We start from the raw sequence: 20,044 nt of genomic DNA on the forward strand, positions 1-20,044 counted from the left end.
TGGTTGGCGGATTTTTTCATTTTAGGGCTTGACTTTTAATAGTTAGTCTTCGTCAAGACTCGGTAAGCATCCGCCACTTTTCCTTTTGGATCATGCTTAAAAATGCTGTGTCCTTCGGCACTGATTTCTTCTGCACGAACAGAGCGGGGAATGTCTGTCTTGTAAACCTTCAGCTTTCCTCCATAGCTCTCCCGAATCAGATTGCTGATGTCTTTGGAATAGTTGGTGCGATTGTCTACCATAGTCAGAAGAATACCCTCAATCCTCAATTTCGGGTTGATTTGTCTCTTGACCTTGTTGATGGTTCCAAGCAGCTGTTCCAGACCCTTTGCAGGAAGGTATGCTGCCTGAACCGGTATCAGCACATTGTCGGCAGCTGCCAACGCATTGACGGTCAGCATACCCAAAGACGGCATACAATCCAGAAGAATGTAATCATAGTTCTGTTTGACCGTATCCAGGTATTGCCTGAGAATGGTTTCCCGGCTCATGGCATTGACCAGTGCAACTTCCATACCGGACAGTTCGATGTTGGACGGCACCAAATCAACGCCCTCCGGATGATGAAGAATCCCTTCACCGGGAGCAATGGGGCTTTCCACCATAATCTTTCCCATCAAATCGGAAAGTGTCGGAGACAGCTCATCCGGGCAGGGATTGCCCAAACTGACTGTCAGGGAAGCCTGGGGATCGGTGTCTACCAGAAGCACCTTTTTTCCTTCAAGTGCCAAGCCAACGCCCAGATTTTCGGTGGTGGTGGTCTTGCCGGTTCCTCCTTTCTGATTGACCACCGCAATGATGGTTGCTTTTTTCGACATTTTTCGTCACTCTCCTTCCTCTCGCTTCATTTTCAATTTCTTAAATCCTCCTTCCAAATATCCGTGTGACATATCGTGCCGAACAAGAGCATCGTAGTAGGTGTCTATTGTCGTCGGCGCATTGTATATCGTAGTCAGCATATACTGACGGATATTTCTAATCTTTGTGGTGTTCTCTTTGAAGCAGTCCATAACATATCGAATGTGTTCGGCATTCAGTTTCATAAACCGACTGCGGACAATTTCTGTCGGACGCTCCTCTGCACCAATGCGAATCAACGGTCGCTTTGTGCAAACCGTTTCAACGATCAGTTCCAGAATGTTATCCAGCATTTCAGAATCGTAAGGGTAATCTTTCTTCAACAAATCCATACTGAGCTGATCCGAGAAATAATCAAAGTATTCTTGATACCGGTCATTCTCGTCCATCATTCCACCATTTCCGGAAGGAAAGATAGAATCAGTATCACTAAATTCAGTATTTTTAATATCAGTATTATTACATTGTGATTTCGGAAGTTCTTGAGTTGTGATTTCCATTGTTCCAGAATTGTGATTTTCACAATTCAAGAGTTGTGAATCCACAGCAGAGATAAAGTTCTTCACATAGATCAGGTTGGGTTTTCCCAAACCCTGACGCTTACGTTCAATCAATCCTGCTTTCTTCTCAAGTTCACTGAGCAGCTTGATAGCCTTTTGTTCAGCACAGTTCAGAGCCATCTTCGCTTCGTCGATTGTAAAAATTATATACACTCGACCGTTTTTATCTATCCAACCATTCTTGGCAGACAGGCTCATGCGGTCAAGCAAAATGCCATACAGCATCTTGGCATCGGCAGAAATATTCCAGAACCTCTCGTTCGTGAACAACACCTTCGGAACTCGATAGAATGTGAATAGATCGGATTGCTGACCGTAAAAATAATCAAAACTCACACGGCTTCACCACCTTCTTTCTGCGGAAAACTTTCTGTTGTCAGCGGAATGCTGCGGAAAGTCGTATCCGTCTTTTCGTAAGGACATCGGGCAAAATAGCAGAAGCGGTATTCCTGTTCATACGCATTTATATCAACGAAGCCCCACTTCACGCATAACCTTCTTCGTACACCAACCAATGCACGGGTGATCTCGCCCATAGGGACAGCCATCACATTCCGACTTAGGTTTCGGTGGCAAAGAGATTAAGTAGTAGCAATTATTTCTACCCAGACGGCAGCCCTTTCTGCCATTCGTCCAATAGTAGCAGTAATGGCAATCGCTCGGCTTGTCTGCGGCATAAACAGGCTTGCTCAAATAAAACACCTCCAATCTCTTGTATTTGCCCATGGTTTTGGGCATAAAAAAAGAGCGCCTATCCATCCCCAATGCGGGGCAAATAGACGCTCTATGTATATAACGATATTCAATTTTATCTGCTATAACTGCATGGTACTCAAAACATCCGCCTTTTTTGATTAGCAGGATTTTTGGCACGATTTTGGGGCTGATTAGCAGGAAGGGCATTTTCATTAGCAAGAACAGCCCGTTTTCTGCTAAAAATTAGCTGGCGATTTTGTCTTATAACAACCGTTCGATTCTGGAGGGGTTGTCAAAAATCAAATTTTGGAGTAGAATTTTATCTCATACAGTGAAAGAGCTTTTTCGTGCCTTTTCATATAAGAAAAGCCGAAAACCCTTGAAAACAAAGGCTTTCGGCGTTGTTAGCTGGCGTCCCAGAGAGGATTTGAACCTCCGGCCCCACGCTTAGGAGGCGTGTGCTCTATCCAACTGAGCTACTGAGACATGGCTGGTTTTATGACTAAGCCCGAAGAAACTCGAACTTGAATCCTATATGAAGTTTTTCCAAGGTGGCCGTTGTAACGCAACCTTAGGAGGCGAACGCTCTATCCAGCTGAGCTATGAAGACGGATACCATATTATAATACCGCAACTTCCCCACAAAATCAAGTTGAATCGGAAAGAAAAAAGGTGTATCCTATAGGAGAGGTGCTCATGCGCGGCATGGGTGCAGAATGAAGTGCAGGTGCAGCACAGGCGGCCCGGCACAAAAAGGAGCCAACTTATGGGGATGAAACGGAAAAAGAGAGCATCGCGTCGGCGCGGCTGGCTGCTGGGCAGCAGTGCAACGCAGGTCATCTGCATCAGCTTTGTGCTGCTGATCGCGCTGGGAACGCTGCTGCTGACACTGCCCATTTCCAGCCGCAGCGGTCGGCTGGGCGTGGTGGATGCCATGTTCACTGCCACCAGTGCCACCTGTGTGACGGGTCTGGTCGTGCGGGATACCTGGACGCAGTTCACGCCCTTTGGGCAGGCGGTGGTTTTGCTGCTGATCCAGGTGGGCGGTCTGGGCCTGGTGACCCTGACCAGCTTTTTTGCGCTGGCTGCCAAACGCCGGATGGGCTTTAAGGACCTGCGGCTGCTGGGAGAAAGCGTTTCGGCCAGCGGATACTCGCAGGCTACCGATGTGCTGAAGATCGTGGTCAAGCTGGCGATGACCTTTGAGATCATTGGTATGGTGCTTCTGATGATCGCCTTTGTGCCGCAGTTTGGTGCGGAGGGCATCTGGATCAGTGCATTCACGGCCATCTCGGCGTTCTGCAATGCGGGCTTCGATCTGTTTGGCCGGTTCGGGCAGTATTCCTCGCTGGCTCCCTATGTCAGTAATTATTATGTACAGGCTGTGATCATGTTCCTGATCATGGCGGGCGGTCTGGGCTTTATGGTCTGGGTGGAGATCGGCGAGTGGCGCAAGAAGCGGCACCTGTCTCTCCATGCCCGGATGGTGTTGCTCTTCTCCTGCATCCTGTGGGTGGGTGGTGCCGCCCTCATCGGTCTGATGGAGTGGAACAACCCCAAGAGCATGGGCGGGCTGTCCGTGCCGGGCAAGGTGATGGCTGCCCTGTTCCAGTCGGTGTCAACCCGTACTGCCGGTATGAACACCATCGACCTGGCCGCCTGTGGGCCCATCACCAAGCTGCTGATGAGCGTTCTGCAGTTCATCGGCGCGGCTCCCGGTTCCACCGGCGGCGGTGTGAAGGTGACCACCTTTGCTGTTCTGATCCTGACCATGCGCAGCGTGGCGCAGGGCCGGGACGATTGTGTCATCGGCGGCCACCACATTGAATCCAAGACCGTTTACCGTGCGCTGACCATCATCATGCTGGGCATGGTGGCAGCGCTGGGCTCTGCCGTGGTGGTCTATTACAACACATCGGATGCCGTAACGGTCATTGACGCGATCTTTGAATCCTGCTCCGCCTTTGGTACCGTGGGCCTTTCGGTGGGCGTGACCAGCCAGCTGAACACCGGGGCCAAGCTGCTGTATATGCTGGTGATGTTCATGGGCCGTGTTGGCCCGGTGTCCTTTGCCATCAGCCTGACCAGCAAGCCCGATGACAACAAACGCAAGATCCTGCCCGTTGGACAGATCAACGTGGGATAAGAAAAAATGGACGGCTCTCGTTTTCGGGAGCCGTCCATTTCTTATGTGCAGTCAGCGTGGAAACATTCCGGGAGCGGAATCATTTGCTGTAGATCTCCACGATATTCAGCAGCACTTCAGTTGCCTTGTCCATGCGCTCTACGGTGGTGCACTCGCACACGCCGTGGAAGTTGAAGCCGCCGGTGCCCAGGTTGGGGCAGGGCAGGCCCTTCCAGCTCAGGGTGGCACCATCGGTGCCGCCGCGCACAGGCACTTCCTCGGGGGTCAGACCGGCCTTTTCAATGGCTATGCGGGCGTTCTCCACCAGATGGAAGTGGGGCTTGATCTTTTCCAGCATGTTGCGGTAGCTGTCCTTGATCTCCACCTCCACGGTGCCGGGGCCGTACTTGCCGTTGAGGTAATCGGCAATGTGGAGGAGATTATCCTTCTTGTACTGCAGCTTGTCGGCATCGTGGTCGCGCAGGATGTAGCCCAGCTTGGCGTTGGTCACGTCGCCGTACATCTGGCAGAGGTGGTAGAAGCCCTGACGGCCCTCGGTGGTCTCGGGACGGGCCATGATGGGCAGGGCCGTGTGGAACTCCATGGCCACATTGGAGGCGTTGATCATGGCATCCTTGGCGGAGCCGGGATGCACCGAGAAGCCGTGGATGGTCACGGTGGCGGCAGCTGCGTTGAAGTTCTCATACTCGATGCCGCCCACGTCACCACCATCAACGGTGTAGGCGAAATCCGCGCCAAAGCCCGGGATATCGAAGAGGGAAGCGCCCTCGCCGATCTCCTCGTCGGGGGTGAAGGCGATGCAGAGCTTGCCGTGGGGGCGGCCCTCGGCAAGGAGGATCTCGGCGGCGGTCAGGATCTCTGCCACACCGGCCTTGTCGTCTGCGCCCAGCAGGGTGGTGCCGTCGGTGGTGATCAGAGTCTCACCCTTGAGGTCGGCCAGGAAGGGGAAGGTGGAGACCTTCATCACCATGCCGGTGGCGGGCAGGGTGACATCGCGGCCGTCATAATTCTCGTGCAGGATGGGGGAAACACCCTCGCCGGAAGCATCGTCGGCGGTGTCCATGTGGGCAATCAGGCCCAGGGCAGGCTTGTCCTCACAGCCGGGGGTGGCGGGGATACTGCCGTAGACATAGCAGTGCTCGTCTACCCGGGCATCCTCGATGCCCAGAGCCTTCATCTCCTCCACCAGCTGGCGGGCCAGGTCAAACTCCCGCTCTGCCGAGGGGTGGGTGCCGCTCTCGGGGTCGGAGGTAGTGTAAACGCGGACATAATTCAACAGTCGCTCGTATGCACGCATAAGAATGCTCCTTTGCTTGTATTTGATTCTATGATACGCTTTTCCGCGGCAATTTACAAGAGGGTGCAGCAGGGGAGCGCAGATCGAAGCGCAGTAAAACAACAAAAACACCGTCAGCCCGTTGTGTCAGGCTGACGGTGTTCTGTTTGAGGGGAGCGTTTAACGCTTGTATTTGGCGGCCGTCTGCAGGCGCTGCATGGCGCGGTCCAGTGCGATCTTGCTCTGGTAGTACTCGTGCATGCTCTGCTTGTGCTGCAGGCGCTCCTCGGCCCGGATGCGGGCAGCCTCGGCGCGGTTACGGTCGATATCCTCGGGCCGCTCGGCGCTGTCCACCAGCAGCAGGACAAAGGTGGGGGTCACTTCTGCAATGCCGTCGCCCACCAGCACCTCGCGGGTCTCACCGTCCACGGTGAACTTTGCAATGCCCATGTGCAGGGCCACCAGCACGGGGTTGTGCCCGGCCTGCACGCCGTACACGCCGTCGCCGGTGGGCAGGGTCAGGCTCTCGCAGTAGCCCTGATAGAATTCACCGCTGGAAGCCGTGATGTTCAGGATGAACTTTTCCATCAGTTGGCACCGCCCTTTTCCTCCGCCTGTTTGTCTGCGTACTTCTTGCGGGCATCCGCAAGGGTGCCCACGTTGAAGAATGCCCACTCGGGCAGGTCATCGCACTGGCCGTCCACAATGGCGGCAAAGCCCTTGACGGTCTCTGCCAGCGGGACGTACACACCCTTCAGGCCGGTGAAGTTCTCGGCCACTGCAAAGGGCTGGCTGAGGAACTTCTGCAGCTTGCGGGCACGGGTGACGGTGAGCTTGTCCTCTTCGCTCAGCTCGTCCATGCCCAGGATGGCGATGATGTCCTGCAGCTCCTGATAGCGCTGCAGGGTGGCCTGCACCTTGCGGGCCACACGGTAGTGCTCCTCGCCCACGATGTCGGCTTCCAGAATACGAGAGGTGGAAGCCAGCGGATCGACAGCGGGGTAGATGCCCTGCTCCACGATCTTACGGCTCAGAACGGTGGTTGCGTCCAGATGGGCGAAGGTGGTTGCAGGAGCCGGGTCGGTCAGGTCGTCGGCGGGGACGTAGACGGCCTGCACCGAGGTGATGGAGCCGTCGCGGGTGGAGGTGATGCGCTCCTGCAGGGCACCCAGCTCATTGGCCAGGGTAGGCTGATAGCCAACGGCGGAGGGCATCCGGCCCATCAGGGCGGAGACCTCACTGCCTGCCTGCACGAAACGGAAGATGTTATCGATGAACAGCAGCACGTCCTTGTGGGTTTCCTCACGGAAGTACTCTGCCATGGTCAAGCCGGTCTCAGCGACCCGCATACGGGCTCCGGGAGGCTCGTTCATCTGACCAAAGACCAGTGCGGTCTTGTTCAGAACGCCGGAAGCGTTCATTTCGCCCCAGAGGTCACAGCCCTCACGGGAGCGTTCGCCGACACCGGTGAAGATGGAGTAGCCGCCGTGCTCGGTGGCCACGTTGTGGATCAGCTCCTGGATCAGCACGGTCTTGCCGACACCGGCACCACCGAACAGGCCGATCTTGCCGCCCTTGGCGTAGGGAGCCAGCAGGTCGATGACCTTGATGCCGGTCTCCAGAATTTCAGTTGCAGGTTTCTGCTCCGCAAAGCTGGGGGCCTTGCGGTGGATGGGCCAGTGGGGCAGATCGTCCACCGGGCCCTTGCCGTCGATGGGGCGGCCCAGCGGGTCGAACATGCGGCCCAGAGTGCCCTCGCCCACAGGGGCATTCAGGCCGTGGCCGGTGGCGGTAACTTCCATCCCCTTGCCCAGACCCTCGCTGGCAGAAAGCATGATGCAGCGCACCGTCGTTTCATCGACGTGCTGCGCTACCTCCATGGTGCGCTCAGTGCCCTCTGCGGTCACGGTCAGCGCTTCCTGCAGGGCAGGCAGCTTGCCCCCGGTGAATTTGACATCCACCACGGGGCCCGCTACTCGAATAATAGTTCCCTGTATCATACAATTGCCTCTTGCATTATGTTGTGTGGGATGCGTTTCTTCCCCCAACGGGGGAGAAACGCATCCAGCATTATTCGTTATTCTGTACCGCCGCCGCGCCGCCGATGATCTCGGTGATCTCCTGGGTGATGGAACCCTGACGGGAGCGGTTGTACTCCAGCTCCAGATCGTGGATCATATCCTTGGCGCTCTTGGTGGCGGAATCCATGGCGGTCATGCGGGCGCTCTGCTCGGCGCAGAAGCTCTCGGTCATGGCACCAAAGATCATGCCGTGCATATAGATGGGGGCCGTCTGCTCGAACACCGTCCAGGCATCCGGGAACATCTCCACCTCGCCGCGGGGGTCGCCCAGACCCTTGGGAGCAGGCGTGAGGTGGGCACGGTCCAGCGGCAGCAGGCGTTCCATGACCGGCTCGCTGGTCAGCGCGTTCTGGATCTTGGTGTAGACGATGTAGATCTCGTCCAGTTTGCCGGACTTGAAATCATCGATGGCATCCACCGTGATATCACGGGCGCGCTGCAGGGTGGGAGCCGTGGCACCGTAATGGAAATCCTCCACCAGACGGGGATCCTTGCGGAACAGGGCACGGTAGCCTACCTGACCGATGACATAGAACCGGTCATTCTGGTCGGCGTGCTCCCGCAGGAACTTGAGCAGGTTCTGGTTGTAAGCACCGGCCATGCCCTTGTCGGCGGTCAGCACGATGTAGGCCCGCTTGGGGTTCTCCAGATCCCGCTCGTGGAAGAAGGGGTGCTCCGGCTCATCGGGCAGGTGGGGCACCACGCGGGAGATGGTATCCCGCATCCGGGTGAAGTAGGGCAGAACATTCTGGTAGTTCTGCCGGGCCTTGCGGAGCTTGGAGGAGGAGATCAGGTACATGGCATTCGTGATCTTCATGGTATCCTGAATGCTCTCGATCCGCTCCTTGAGCAGCTTACTGGATGCCATTGCTCTCCCCTCCCGCGAATGCCTTCCACGCGGTCAGGATGGTGTCCACCTGTTCCGGGGTGATCTTGCCCGTGGACGTGATCGCGTCCATGGTGCCGGAAACATCGGCGTGGAACTGGCGCACAAAGGCATTGGTCTTTGCGCGCTGGTCAGCCAGCGGCAGGTCGTCCAGCATCCCGTGGGAAGCCAGGGTCAGCACGACCACCTGCTCGGCATCGGACTTGGGCTGGTACAGCGGCTGCTTGAGCATCTCGGTCAGGGCCTTGCCGTGTTCCAGCTGGCGGCGGGTCTCAGCGTCCAGATCAGAGCTGAACTGGGCAAAGGACTCCATATCCTTGTACTGGGCCAGCTCGATACGCAGGTTGGAATTGGCCTTCTTCATGGCCTTGGTCTGGGCAGCGCCGCCCACACGGGAGACCGACAGGCCGACATTGACGGCGGGGCGGTTGCCTGCGTTGAACAGGGCGCTTTCCAGGAAGATCTGACCATCGGTGATGGAGATGACGTTGGTGGGGATGTAAGCAGAGACATCGCCCGCCTGGGTCTCGACGATGGGCAGGGCAGTGATGGAACCGCCGCCCAGATCGTCGCGCATCCGGCAGGAGCGCTCCAGCAGACGGGAATGCAGATAGAACACGTCGCCGGGGTAAGCCTCACGGCCGGGAGAGCGGCGGAGCAGCAGGGAGATGGCACGGTAGGCCACCGCATGCTTGGAAAGGTCGTCGTAGACGATCAGGACGCTCTTGCCCTTGGACATGAAATACTCGGCCAGTGCAGTGCCCGCATAGGGTGCGATGTACTGCAGGGGAGCGGAATCGGAAGCCGTGGCAGCCACGATGGTGGTGTAGCTCATGGCACCGTGCTTCTTGAGGTCCTCGGCCACGCGGGCGATGGAGGAAGCCTTCTGGCCGATGGCAACATAGATGCAGAGCACGCCGGTGTCCTTCTGGTTCAGGATGGCATCGGTGGCAATGGAGGTCTTGCCGGTCTGGCGGTCACCGATGATCAGCTCACGCTGGCCGCGGCCGATGGGGAACATGGAGTCGATGGCCAGGATGCCGGTGTGAAGCGGGGTATCCACGCTCTGGCGCTCCAGAATGCCGGGGGCCTGCTTCTCGATGGGGTTGTAGCCTTCGGCGTTCACCGGGCCCTTGCCGTCAATGGGCTCGCCCAGCGGGTCGATGACACGGCCCAGGAAACCATCACCCACAGGGATGCCGGCGCGCTTGCCGCTGCGGGTCACCAGAGTGCCCACGCCCACGGTCTCGGCACCGTCGAACAGCATAATGCCCAGCTTGCCCGGGTCCACGCTTTCGACCATGCCCTTGGCACCGTTCTCAAAGGTGACGATCTCGCCGTAAACGGCCTTGTCCATGCCCTCCACCTGCACGATGCCATCGGCAGAGGAGACGACCACGCCGCCCTCGGCAGAGGTCTGGGCAGGCTTGTAATCCTCGATGCGGGTCTTGAGGGTGGCCAGAGAGGGCTTGCCAGCCATCATCTGGTCCAGCTGGTGGCGGCCGGAGTTGTCGAATACCCGGTCGCCCACCTGCAGCACATAGCCGGAGAGCAGGCTCTCGTCCACCGAGACATTCAGGATGACCTCAGTGGCATCATAGAGCTTCTTGACCTCGGCCTTGATGCGGGCGATGTCCTCTTCACGGAGCTGATGTGCGGCGCGCAGGTCGGCCTTGACGATGCGGTTCTCAGAGAAGAATTCGCGGCTGAACTCAGTTGCCATGCTCAGCACCTGCTTTCTCCAGCAGATCGTCCAGCAAACGGGAATCGTCCTGCTCGGTCAGGTTCCGGCTCAGCAGCTTCTCGCACATGGCGCGGGCCAGTGCGGTGGTCTGTGCGTCGGCTTCGCGCAGCTTGTGCTGGCGCTCTGCCTCAGCAGCGGCCTTGCCCTCGGCTACAATGGCATCGGCCTGTTTCTGGGCCTCGGCCAGCAGCTGCTGCTTTGCAGTTTCGGCCTGCTGCTCGTAAGTCTCGCGGCGGGCAGCAGCCTCGGTGTCCACATTGCGCAGCTTATCCTGCGCAGCGTTCATGGCCGCAGCGGCCTCCTTTTTGGAGGTCTCGGCGGCATTCAGTGCGTCATCCACCTGTTTCTGACGCTGTGCGATGATTCCCATAACAGGCTTGTACAGGAATTTCCGCAGCAGCAAAAACAGAATCAGAACGTTGACGACTGTATACAGAAGATTCAGATTCAGTGTCAGCATTCGTCATGCCTCCGTTATCAACCCAGGAACAGGATGATCAGCAGTGCAACGACGAAACCGAAAATTGCAGTACCTTCGGCCAGAGCAGCACCCAGCAGCAGGTTGGTCTGGATCTTGCCGGAAGCCTCGGGCTGGCGGGAAATAGCCTCGGTTGCCTTGCCGGTTGCAATGCCGATGCCAATGCCGCCGCCAATACCAGTCAGCGCTGCAATGCCAGCGCCCAGAGCGATAAGTCCGTTCATAATTTTAATCTCCTTTTGATTTGATGATGGAAAGGGTTTACTCTTCGTCTCCCATGGTCTCCTTCATAAACAAAGAGGTAAGGAACACAAAGACGTAGGTCTGGATCAGACCATCGAACAGGTCAAAATACAGGCTGAAGATGGCAGGCACGAACACAGGCACCACCAGCTTGATCAGCTCCATAATGACAAAAGCGCCCAGCACGTTGCCGAACAGTCGCATGCACAGGCTGGTGGGCCGGATGGCCACCTCCAGCACGTTCATGGGGGCCATGATGGGGGTGGGGGCAGCCAGGCTCTTGAGGAAGCCAACGCCGCCGCGTGCATGGATGCCGGCATACTCGATCAGGCAGATGCTCATCAGAGCAAGGGCCGCTGTGACGTTCAGGTCCTTTGTGGGGGGCTTGATGCCGAACACACCAATCAGGTTGGAGCAGCCGATGTACAGCGCCACGCTCATCAGATAGGGGACATAGCGCTTTCCACTTTCGCCCAGCAGGCCCACAAAGAAATCATTGATCGTAGTAACGACTGTTTCCAGGATGGCCTGCCGCTTGGTGATGTGATCCACCCGCAGATTCCGCGTCAGCAGGATGGAGCCGATGACAAGAAACGCCATGATGCCCCAGCTCACGACCACGGACTCCGGAATGGAAAGCCCGAACACCGTGACCATGTCAACATTCAGCTCTTCTTTCAAAGCAGCAGTCAACGCATTCATTGATTAGCACTCTCTCCTTTCTTAATTTGTGATGGTATCATAGCACGATTTCTGTCGGTTTTACAGCCCTCCACCTAACATTCTACTTTTTGTTATATTCCGTTTCTGCTTTGGATGAAAACAGTTGTGCAGATTGCAAAAAGTACGGGTGAGAAACTATGCGATTTGCACAATCTCTTTGCTGATTCTTAGCCATCTGTACCATTTTCTGGCCTTTGGATGAGGTGAAATCGACATTATTATTCACGGATTGTATAGCGGGCATATCAGATTTATATAGCTGCATGCTCTGCGATGATACCTATTTAATATGCCGGAGCAGTGTCTGCGATGGCCCTGCACGATCTGCGGGGCAGAGCCTTTGCCCGGGGAGGTGGAGCAGAGCACCGGAAAGACGAAATTCATGTATCCCAGAAATTTGGACTTTTGATGCAAAAGTATGTCTGATTTGTTGTGCACTCTGCGAATAGACAAACTGTGCATCTTCCTGTATAATAAAGCCAGAAACCAGAGAAGTACAGCAGAAGCTCAAATGAGAGCTAACCCCGCTGACTTTAAGCAGAAAGGAGCGAGACCGATGGTCGATATGGAACCCGCACAGTTCGGACAGACTGTCGGGATTCGCTGAGAAGCAAAACAGAGGCTCTCCACAAACGGGATGTTTCCCCCGTATAACAAAACAAATCAAAGAGCCGGTCTTGAGCATCAAAAATGCGAAAACAGTACAGTCTGTCAGAATAAATCCCCTGGCAATTCAAATAGATCCGCCCGAGGTGATCTCCCATGATGAGGACAGTTACACGGATGCACCTGTTTGAATGACCAAAAAGGAGTAACTCCAATGTACTAAGCAGTGGAATCCCTGGCAAATCTAACTCGAAAGAATGTGGTAATATGAAATTCATCTTCAGAATCTCGGTACCGCAGTCCAACAGTTAAGAGAAGGGTCAGTCCAATGTACTAGAGTAGTTCATCCCCTTGCATAGAACTCTTCAGTTTCAGGTAGTTTCTAAGGAGAGTCACCCTATGAAACGCATACTCCGAAAATGAGAGAACCCAAGGAGAAGAGGCTTATGACTCCGAAGAAGTAAGTATCCAGCCGGACGAGGGCTTGCAAACGCCTCGATCCGGCTGGTTTTTGTTTATGGATTTTTTACGGAGGTACCCCCGCATGAAATTTGACACATCCCTTTTGCTGAACCTGTTTGCTGCCGCTGCCATGCTGGTAATGGGCTTTCGCAGTTTTTCCAAAAAGCACCAGATGAAGTTCAGCGATGACGAAGAGCGGGCTATGTGGGAGAAAAAGTTCGGTGTGTTCTATTTCTTTAATGCCGTTGTGTTTGCCGCTTCGCCGTTTTTGCCCCACACTTCCATTGGCGGCAGCCGCCTGCTCTCTATCGGCATTGCTGCGGACACCGTGTTCCTGCTGATGTACCACGCTTGGAAAAAAGGCCGGGAAGACGACTGAACCGTTTCAAAAAGCATTGCACCTCCTGCATTTCTCTGCTACAATGGAGAAAACGCAGGAGGTATTTTTTATGGTCAAGCATATCATTCTCTGGCAGCTCAAGGACGAGCTTTCTGCCGCCGAAAAGGCAGAGATCAAAGCGAACATCAAAACCGGACTGGAGGGTCTGGCAGGGCAGATCCCGGGCCTTGTGGAGGTGCATGTGAACATCAACGGCCTGCCCTCTTCCAACGCAGACCTGATGCTGGACACCACCTTTACCGATGCAGCCGCCCTCAAGGGCTACTCCACACACCCCGCCCACGTGGCTGTGGCCGATGGCAAGGTGCGCCCCTACACCAAGACCCGCGTCTGCCTGGACTTTGAAGTGTAACTGAACATGCAAAAGAACACCCCCTCTGCGGCGCAGCTTCAGAAACTGCCGTGCAGAGGGGGTGTATTTTGTGTTATGAGCAGATGGAACGCTTAGCGAGCGTCACGGTTTGCCTCGTACTCGTCCATGGAGACATAGTGGTCGAGGACGTGGATGCCCTTCAGGCGCTTGTTGGAGAAACCGGTGGAAGCGTACTGGCCCTCCCAGTAGTTCAGGCGGGTCGCCAGATAGGCGGGCACGCTCATGCCGCGCGGAATGACCAGTGCGTTGGTGATGAGCAGAGCCTCGGCATCGGCAAAGGCCTTGTAGCGGGCATCGATGTCATCGGTGATCTGCTTTGCGGCCTCGATGGCGTTCATGTAGGCCATGACAGCATCTGCGGTCTCGCCGGTGATGAAGCCGTCTTCCACGCCGGTGCGCAGGTAAGCATAGCGCATTCCACGGGAATCCTCAGCCTGATAGAACGGGTCAGTCTCGGTCTCGGGGTCGGAGTAGTCAGCGCCCCAGTTGCAGAGCAGGAACTCGAACTTGCCGTTGCGGCGCACAGCAGACAGGAAGCTGTCGGAGGGGCCGGCGGTGATGATGATGTCGATGAAGTCGGTGCCGTCGTTCAGCACACCCTCCAGCTGCTGCTTGAGCACCTGGCACTGCTTGTCCCAGTCGGTGGTGGAGGGGTTGTAGGGCAGCTGCACCTTGATGGGGAAGGTGACCCCCTGTGCGGTCAGCTCCTCAATGGCAGCATCACGGTACTCCTTGGCCTTGGCCTCGTCAAAGAACTCGGTCAGGTCGGCCAGGCCGCCGCACTGGGTGTAGTCCACACCATCGGTGGTGGCGCAGAAGTTCGGGGGAGTGATGGTGTTCAGCTTGTAGCTGTCATAGCCCAGAGGTGCGCTGACAGCCAGCGTAACGGCGTTGTTGATGCCGTACAGGAAAGCCTTGCGGAAGTTGGTATTGTTGATGGCCTTGGCCCAGTTCTCGGGCTCGTATTCTGCATCCACGCCCTCAACGTTCCAGTTGGAGAACTCGTGTGCAAAGGGCATGAAGTTGAACATGTAGAAGTAGGTGTAGTTGGTGTTGGGACGATCCATGGAGACCATGTCCTTGGTGGTATCGTCGGCCAGCCAGCTGTCCAGAATATCGGAGCCGATGGTGGCCTCGTCGATCTCGCCGCGCTTGATCATCTCAGGGCCGTTCACGGCAGCCTCGGCGTTGTAAATGCGGCTGATGGTGTCGATAAAGACATTGTCCGCATCATAGTTCTCGGGGTTCTTCTTCATGATCCAGGTTTCCAGAGACTCGTAATCGGACAGGTAGAAAGCACCGCAGCTGTACAGGGTCTCGGCGCTGGTGGCATACTGGTCGCCCATCTCGCTCAGCAGGGGGCCGTAGGCGGGCTCATAGGGCAGGTAGCACAGCAGGCTCAGGAAGCCGGGGAAATCGTAAGTCAGGGTGTAGGCCAGGGTGTGGTCATCCACAGCGGTCACGCCCACGGAATCAAAGTCCACGGGGGCGTAGGTGGAAGCGGTGCCGTCTGCTGCGGTCACGGTCACGTTGCCGCTGCCATCGGTGACATAGGTGGTGCCGTCATCGTCCACAGTGCCGTTTTCAGCATTGGTCAGGTAGACGTGATAGTTGTAGTAATCATTCGCACCGGCAATGTAGGCGGTGACCAGGCCCACGTTGGAGGAAGCGTAATCCGGGGTCAGCACATACTGCAGGGCATCCACAAAATCCTGTGCGGTCACGGGGGCAACGACTTCGCCGTTGTTGTCCACCCAGTTCTCCCCGCGCAGGGTGAAGGTCCAGGTCAGGGTGTCGGCATCCCACTCCCACTTGGTGGCCAGGCCCTCGCGCATCACGCCCTTGTTGTCGTACTCTACCAGGGTGTCCACGCAGTTTGCACCCACGACCATTTCCAGGTCGGTGGCGGTGGTCAGATAGTTCAGGGTCGCAGGCTGGCTGGAATAAAGCACGGTGTACTTGCTGGTATCCGCACCGGAAGCAGAACCGGAGGAACTGCCGCCGCTCTTTCCGCCGCAGCTGGACAGCAGACCGGCGGCGCAGGCACCTGCGGCTGCCAGGCCGCTTGCCTTGAGGAACTGACGACGAGAAATAGACTGTTTCATAATGAAATTCCCTCTTTTCTTCGTGTTGAAGTCTGGTTGCCGCCCAAAGCCGACAGGCCCGCTGTTTCCCGGCAGCGGGAAGCAAAAAAGGCGTAACGGAAACACATCCGTTACGCCTTTGTAACTTGTCCTCCCGACCACAGCTGGGTGGTTAAGAAGAATTATAGCATTTTTTTGGAGCTGCGTCAATAAAAACCTCTCTGTCCATGCGAAGCCCCGGAGAGGTCCAGCGATCAGCAGGTGCTTTCGGTCGGGGCGGGAGCGGCTCCTGCTTCAGGGGCAGCGACGCTTTGCGCTGGCTGAGAGGGCTGCATCTCGGCAGCCAGCTCCTTTGCAGCTGCTTCTGCAGCCTTTTTGGCCTCGCGCTCGGCCTGACGCTCCTTGGCGCGGGCCACAGCCTCCTCCTGACGCTTTTTGGTGCGCAGCTTGATGCGGCAGACAGAACAGATGCCGTCCGCACAGTTGGGCGCAATGGGCTTGCCGCATTCCTTGCAGAGGGTCTTGGTGCACTTGTAGACACTGACAGGGCCAAGGCTGGTGAGCTGGCGCAGCTTCAGGCCGTCCAGACCGCCGTTGGAGCAGGCGGCAACGCAGACCCCGCACTCGCTGCACTTCCACGGCGTGATCACCGCGCGGGTCTGGCCGTCGGGCAGGTCCTCAAACTTGATGGCACCGCTGCGGCAGCTCTTCTCACACCGGCCGCAGGCAAAGCACTTCTGGGTGAAGTTGGGCAGGTGGTAGCCATAGCGCAGGGGCGTTTCGGACACCGCCTTGAGCTGCTTGGTGTACTGGTGGAGCAGCAGCCGGAAATCTTGGCTGCTCTCGTCCTCGCTGCGCAGGCCGGGCAGCATCCGCAGCAGCTGCTTGGTGCCCTTTTTGGAGCCGGAGGTCACCTGCTCCATCATCTCACGGCGGGAGTATTCCTTGACGTGGAAGGGGGCATCGTCCAGCTCGTATGCCAGCGTGAACCGGGCCTCGAACAGGGGCTGGCCGAAGAACTCCACCAGCCGGGTCAGAACGGCACGCAGATGCTCGGCGCAGACATCGTTCTCGCACTCGCCGCAGGGGGTCAGGTCGAGGACGATCTTCTTGTTCAGGGCAAGGTAGGCCAGCGCTTCCCACGAATAAGCCGAGACGCAGGTGCGCACCACGGTGTTTTTCCGGGTGGATTTTTCGCAGCCGATCCAGATGGTGTCGCCATCGCTGTCGGCGGGGGAGATATCCCGCTGCACCTGCTCCGGCGAGGGGGCAATGCAGCCCGACCGGCAGGCCGAGACGCATAGGCCGCAGTCGGTGCAGGGATCCCAGTCCTTGACAAGGTTGGGGCGGGTGAAGATCTCATCGCCATAGGGGCAGATATCCTTGCAGGCTGTGCAGGGGGTGCGGTGGGGGTGCAGGTTCCAGCACTGCTTGCGGTTTACTTCAGGGTGGGTGGTCTTCATCAGCGCATCCATGGCGTAGCGCGTAAAGATACTCATAGGATCACTCCTTTTCAGGGTCCATCACCGTGGTGATGTCGGCGTTGTCCAGCAGGAAGCGCTGGACTTTCTGTGCAACCAGTGCGGCGGCAAGGGTGTCCGGGCTCAGCACCCGGCGGATATCGGCCTCCGGGGTGTCCTGCAGCTGGGACAGGCGGCGGTACTCGTTGTTGACCTCCAGCGTGCTCACGGTGATGTTTTCGGCTTCAGCAATGGAGCGGGAGGCCAGCATGGAGCGCAGATTCCGCTCGGCAGCATCACGGTAGCCTGCCCGCAGGGCGGCAGCGGTGGTGTGGCTGTTCTTGCAGTGTTTTTCCAACGTGATGTTGCTGCGGGAGAGCCGCTGCTCCAGCATCCGCATCTCGTTGTCGGCGGTACGGTCCAGCATGGCCTCGGGCAGGTCCACGGTCAGGTTGGCACCGGCCTTTGCCAGCAGTTCCTGCCCAGCGGCGCGGTCGGCGGCATCTTCGTGGATCTTCCGCTTTTTGGCCCGCACAGCCTCGCGCATGGCGGCAAGGTCTGCATAGCCCTGTGCCCGGGCAAAGTCCTCGTTCAGCTCCGGGGTGGTCTTTTCGGCCACGGAGTGCAGCTTGATCTCAAACTGCGCGGTCTTGCCGGAGAGCTCCTCCACCCGGAACTGCTCCGGGTAGGTGAAATCAAAGCGGAAGGTCTCGCCAGCGGTGTGGCCGTAGATGGCATCCTCGGCGGCAGGCATCAGCTTGCCGTCCCCCAGAACCACCATCACCTTTTCCATCCGGCTGTCGGGGATCTCCTCCCCGTCCATGAAGCCGACAAAATCCAGCAGGACCCGGCTGCCGCGTTTGGCGGGGGCGGTGGAGTTGTGGTAGACGGAACGCATCCGGGTCTGGTGGACCATCTCCTGGTCAATGGTCTTTTCGGAAAGCGGCCGCACATGGCGGGTAACAGCCAGCCCTTTGTACTGACCTAATTTTACTTCCGGTAGATTTTTTGCGTTGTTGGACATATCGTTTTACTCTCCTTTTATAAACCATGAACAGCCAGCCAGTTTTCCGCAACTGCGGAAAACATTTCTGGGTATTTGGCGTTTTCAGCATCAAATTCATGGAGATAGGTCTCCACTTCCTCACGTGTCACGGGAGTGGTACGTTCCCAGATCGTGAACACCGTGCCGTTGCCCATATCGAAGGTCGCAACTTGCTGGTGGGTAGTCTCTCTCAGCTGAAGAAAAACGGCGTTGAACCGGTGGCCCAGTTCCGTGTCCGGAGCCAGTGAGAGGGGGAACGGGTCTGCAGTTACCACATATCTGGCATCAAAGAAACCGGTGGGAAAATAGTGGGTGCCCGGCACCGAGAAGCTGTCCGGCAACTTGCCGTCCAGTGCATGGTTGGGCAGGTCACAGTTCCGCAGGTGGCCGGGATTGTAGAGCATGTCATCCGGGATCATATAGGCGACCTCGCCCTCCCCCAGATGTTCAACCAGCCATTGTGCCATGGCCTGGATCTGCGGTTTGTCCTTGCGGTCATAGGTCAGCTCGTCCAGCCGCTGATACTCAGCAAGGTCTGCCGGGTGGAACGCATGGATAACGAACTCTGGCAAGGCCATGACAGTGAGCGGGGAGCACCGCACCGACACGGCGAACAACAGTGTAAAGACCCAAAAACAAAGCTTTGGTATTTTGAAATGCTCGATACTCTCTGCCAGACCCGCCGCACCGCAGAGAAACAGAATGACATAGGCGGGCACGTACAGCAGCATCTGGTGGGAGCCAGAATTCTGCACTCGGGTAAATAAGAGCATACTGAGCATCAGCTCACACAGCGCCAACACAGGCAGGCTGGGCTTTTTCCGCTTGACGCAGAGCCACAAACCAAACAGGATCAAAATAAGGTTCAGCAGGCCGGTGCGCATGGCATGATAATAGAGCTCTACTGCAATGCCGCCGACATTATAGTACGAATAGCGGTCGGAGTAGTTAAAAGCCAGGATCTTGCTGACCATGGGCCAGAGCAGGACCACCATTGCTGCCATGGCGCAGACACCAAACAGGATGAGGTTGCGTACTCGGCGCAGGGCAAGGTCCTTTTGGCCCTGTTTTGCGAGCTTTGCACTGCTTACAAAGAGCAGAAGCGCATAGGAAAAATAATAGCCCACCACAAAATATAAGTACCAGCGGCGGCTCAGGATAATGGCGGCCGTTGCCAGGAAGATGAGCACGAACCGCCCCGGCTCCAGCTTTTCAAAACGGTAGTCCAATGTGAGGAGCAGAATGGCAAAAGCGAAGATCAGACCGAACCAGTCCGGCTGTGCCAGCATAGCGCTCATTCGCAGGAACGGATAGGTCAGCACCCAGGAAAAGCCGATGATAAAATACCAGAACTTATTCTTGACCTCCAGAATCTGCCCGATTTTGATCGTGAGACCAGACAGCATCAGCATAAGGCTGGGGAGCACACAGAAAACCTGCGCAAAAGCGTAGCTGTCACCCGTTTTTGCGGTGAGGCAGAACGGGAACTCAGTGAACAAGGTGATGAAATTGGTGTAATCTTCAGAAAATGTGCTTATGATATACTTAAAACCGGCCACCGGACCCAGCGCAAAAGCCGCTTCGGTATTGAACTGCTTCTGAATGTAGTTCACATAATCCCAGGCGTAGATGAACTGCCGCCGACCCAGCGCCCAATAGAAGTAGAGCACAGCTCCAGCCCAGAAGGCGATGATGGCTGCGCGGTGGAAGAAGTCCAGCTCCACACCGGCAGTGTGCAGCACCCACAGCGCGCCGTAGAACAGCACACAGCTGCACCACAGGCTCACCAGCGGGAAGAACGCCGCCGCGGTGGGGAACAGCAGGCCCACCAGCACCAGCAGGAGTGCTCCGGCACCCAGCCCGATGCCGCCCTTTGCCCAGGGTGAAAGGGTCTTCTTTTCAGAAAGTATCGTTGACATTGTA

The 20,044-nt window shown here is 56.8% G+C and carries 18 protein-coding genes and 1 tRNA gene; 3 read left to right on the forward strand and 16 right to left on the reverse strand.

Going from position 1 to position 20,044, the window contains the following annotated elements:
* Positions 1-35: 35 nt before the first annotated feature.
* The 4 genes from J3353_RS12860 to J3353_RS12875 form a co-directional block, all read right to left on the reverse strand.
* Positions 36-818 carry a ParA family protein gene (locus J3353_RS12860; protein ID WP_207684999.1) on the reverse strand — a complete coding sequence of 261 codons (783 nt, stop codon included), beginning with the start codon at positions 816-818 and terminating at the stop codon, positions 36-38.
* A gap of 6 nt (positions 819-824) precedes the next feature.
* Positions 825-1,754: a DUF6017 domain-containing protein gene (locus tag J3353_RS12865; protein WP_148342140.1), complete on the reverse strand. Its 930-nt coding sequence runs from the start codon at positions 1,752-1,754 to the stop codon at positions 825-827.
* Positions 1,751-1,954: a hypothetical protein gene (locus J3353_RS12870; RefSeq protein WP_242700963.1), complete on the reverse strand. Its 204-nt coding sequence runs from the start codon at positions 1,952-1,954 to the stop codon at positions 1,751-1,753. Before J3353_RS12870 ends, J3353_RS12865 begins: the two co-directional genes overlap by 4 nt.
* Before the next feature lie 569 nt (positions 1,955-2,523).
* A tRNA-Arg gene (locus J3353_RS12875) sits at positions 2,524-2,600 on the reverse strand.
* 286 nt (positions 2,601-2,886) lie between these two features.
* Here J3353_RS12875 and J3353_RS12880 point away from each other — a divergent pair.
* On the forward strand, positions 2,887-4,260 hold the full coding sequence (locus J3353_RS12880; protein ID WP_242700964.1) for a TrkH family potassium uptake protein: 1,374 nt from the start codon (positions 2,887-2,889) through the stop codon (positions 4,258-4,260).
* 79 nt (positions 4,261-4,339) lie between these two features.
* Here J3353_RS12880 and pepT read toward each other — a convergent pair whose 3' ends face one another.
* From pepT to J3353_RS12920, 8 genes are all read right to left on the reverse strand, one after another.
* Complete coding sequence (pepT, locus tag J3353_RS12885; protein WP_207685000.1) at positions 4,340-5,557, reverse strand: peptidase T; 1,218 nt, start codon at positions 5,555-5,557, stop codon at positions 4,340-4,342.
* A gap of 159 nt (positions 5,558-5,716) precedes the next feature.
* Entirely contained in the window at positions 5,717-6,124 is a 408-nt protein-coding gene (gene atpC, locus J3353_RS12890; RefSeq protein ID WP_097770960.1) for an ATP synthase F1 subunit epsilon, read from the reverse strand.
* The gene (gene atpD / locus J3353_RS12895; RefSeq protein ID WP_005933079.1) at positions 6,124-7,536 is read right to left on the reverse strand and encodes a F0F1 ATP synthase subunit beta; all 1,413 of its coding nucleotides are present in this window, start codon (positions 7,534-7,536) and stop codon (positions 6,124-6,126) included. Before atpD ends, atpC begins: the two co-directional genes overlap by 1 nt.
* Before the next feature lie 70 nt (positions 7,537-7,606).
* Entirely contained in the window at positions 7,607-8,485 is an 879-nt protein-coding gene (gene atpG, locus J3353_RS12900; RefSeq protein ID WP_097770961.1) for an ATP synthase F1 subunit gamma, read from the reverse strand.
* A complete protein-coding gene (gene atpA, locus J3353_RS12905; RefSeq protein ID WP_207685001.1) occupies positions 8,472-10,226 on the reverse strand; it encodes a F0F1 ATP synthase subunit alpha in 1,755 nt (584 codons plus the stop codon). The genes atpG and atpA overlap by 14 nt, the downstream gene beginning before the upstream one ends.
* Positions 10,216-10,707: a F0F1 ATP synthase subunit B gene (gene atpF / locus J3353_RS12910; RefSeq protein ID WP_005933084.1), complete on the reverse strand. Its 492-nt coding sequence runs from the start codon at positions 10,705-10,707 to the stop codon at positions 10,216-10,218. The genes atpA and atpF overlap by 11 nt, the downstream gene beginning before the upstream one ends.
* 17 nt (positions 10,708-10,724) lie before the next feature.
* On the reverse strand, positions 10,725-10,949 hold the full coding sequence (atpE, locus tag J3353_RS12915; RefSeq protein WP_005933085.1) for an ATP synthase F0 subunit C: 225 nt from the start codon (positions 10,947-10,949) through the stop codon (positions 10,725-10,727).
* Between the two features lie 37 nt (positions 10,950-10,986).
* Positions 10,987-11,670 (reverse strand): F0F1 ATP synthase subunit A, encoded by a 684-nt coding sequence (locus J3353_RS12920; protein ID WP_005933086.1) that lies wholly within the window; start codon positions 11,668-11,670, stop codon positions 10,987-10,989.
* A gap of 1,171 nt (positions 11,671-12,841) precedes the next feature.
* Here J3353_RS12920 and J3353_RS12925 point away from each other — a divergent pair.
* Both J3353_RS12925 and J3353_RS12930 read left to right on the forward strand, forming a co-directional pair.
* Positions 12,842-13,138, forward strand: a complete 297-nt coding sequence (locus J3353_RS12925; protein WP_097772539.1) for a hypothetical protein — start codon at positions 12,842-12,844, stop codon at positions 13,136-13,138.
* A 70-nt stretch (positions 13,139-13,208) separates the two neighbouring features.
* On the forward strand, positions 13,209-13,511 hold the full coding sequence (locus J3353_RS12930) for a Dabb family protein (RefSeq protein ID WP_097770964.1): 303 nt from the start codon (positions 13,209-13,211) through the stop codon (positions 13,509-13,511).
* A 92-nt stretch (positions 13,512-13,603) separates the two neighbouring features.
* Here the strand turns inward: J3353_RS12930 and J3353_RS12935 are convergent, their stop codons facing one another.
* From J3353_RS12935 to J3353_RS12950, 4 genes are all read right to left on the reverse strand, one after another.
* Positions 13,604-15,637: an ABC transporter substrate-binding protein gene (locus J3353_RS12935; protein WP_207685002.1), complete on the reverse strand. Its 2,034-nt coding sequence runs from the start codon at positions 15,635-15,637 to the stop codon at positions 13,604-13,606.
* A 233-nt stretch (positions 15,638-15,870) separates the two neighbouring features.
* The gene (locus J3353_RS12940; protein WP_207685003.1) at positions 15,871-17,115 is read right to left on the reverse strand and encodes a ferredoxin family protein; all 1,245 of its coding nucleotides are present in this window, start codon (positions 17,113-17,115) and stop codon (positions 15,871-15,873) included.
* A gap of 4 nt (positions 17,116-17,119) precedes the next feature.
* The gene (tig, locus tag J3353_RS12945) at positions 17,120-18,100 is read right to left on the reverse strand and encodes a trigger factor (protein WP_207685004.1); all 981 of its coding nucleotides are present in this window, start codon (positions 18,098-18,100) and stop codon (positions 17,120-17,122) included.
* A gap of 17 nt (positions 18,101-18,117) precedes the next feature.
* Positions 18,118-20,040 (reverse strand): hypothetical protein, encoded by a 1,923-nt coding sequence (locus J3353_RS12950; protein WP_207685005.1) that lies wholly within the window; start codon positions 20,038-20,040, stop codon positions 18,118-18,120.
* Between the last annotated feature and the right edge of the window lie 4 nt (positions 20,041-20,044).

It is taken from the genome of Faecalibacterium sp. Marseille-Q4137 (assembly GCF_017377535.1).
Lineage (GTDB): Bacteria > Bacillota > Clostridia > Oscillospirales > Ruminococcaceae > Faecalibacterium > Faecalibacterium duncaniae.